Source organism: Streptomyces noursei, assembly GCF_001646665.1.
Lineage (GTDB): Bacteria > Actinomycetota > Actinomycetes > Streptomycetales > Streptomycetaceae > Streptomyces > Streptomyces lavendulocolor.
The window spans coordinates 36930-37925 of sequence record NZ_LWBU01000307.1; the positions used below are offsets into that span (position 1 = coordinate 36930).

General features: G+C 76.3%; 1 protein-coding gene. It reads left to right on the forward strand.

Annotated elements, in window-relative coordinates; translation table 11 throughout:
• On the forward strand, window positions 1–951 hold a 951-nt coding region (locus tag A4V12_RS22955), incomplete at its 5' end, for a GNAT family N-acetyltransferase (RefSeq protein WP_234372299.1).
• Between the last annotated feature and the right edge of the window lie 45 nt (window positions 952–996).

Consider the following 996-nt stretch of genomic DNA (forward strand, 5'->3'; position numbering starts at 1 on the left):
GCGCCCGCCTCGCTGCCGGCGGCGGCGCTGACGCGGGAGGTCGCCGCGGCGGGCGGCACGCAGACCTGGACGGAGCGCGCCGACGCCCACGACCTGGTGGACACGCCGGCGCGGGTGCTCGGCCTGGCGACCCGCACCGCGCTGGACGCGGCGGAACTGCCTCTCGCGCTGCGCCAGTTGCTCGGCCGGTGCACCATCCACTCGCTGCCCGCCGTCTCGCCGACGGGCCGCCCGACCGGTGCGACGGCCCCGGTGGAGGGCGCCCTGGAGGAGGGGGACACCGTGATGCGGCTGCGCGACCCCCACGGCGGTGCCATCACCGTCGAGCGGCCGTACCTGCCGTTCACGCCCACCGAGTTCGCCCGTGCCCGCGCCCTCGTGGAGCTGGACGCCCGCCTCGGCCCGCGCATCCCGCGCAGCCAGGACGTGCTGACCCTCCCCGAGGGCAACGAGATCACGGTCCGCCGCGCCGACCAGGGCGACCTGGAGGCCGCCCGGGCCATGCACGACCGCTGCTCGGACCGGACCCTGGGGCTGCGGTACCACGGCCCGGTCGGGGACGCCGGCAGCTACCTGAACCACCTCCTGAGCCCCCGGTTCGGCCGCACCCTCGCCGTGGAGACGGCGTCCGGCCGGCTCGTCGCCCTCGGCCACCTGCTGTGGGACGGCGACGAGACCGAGGTGGCCCTGCTCGTCGAGGACGACTGGCAGCGCCGCGGCATCGGCTCGGAGCTGCTCGACCGCCTGGTGGGGCTCGCGCTGGAGGCCGGCTGCGAGAGCGTGTACGCGGTGACCCAGTCGTCCAACACGGGCATGGTCGCGGCGATGCGCGGGCTCAACCTGCCGCTTGACTACCAGATCGAGGAGGGCACCCTGGTGATCACCGCGCGGCTGACCGGGATTCCCGCGCGCCGCCCTCGGCAGCAGCGGGCCGGCCGGACCGAGCGCTGAGCGCCTCCGTCAGGTCCCGCCACAGGTCCTCGACGTCCTCCAGGC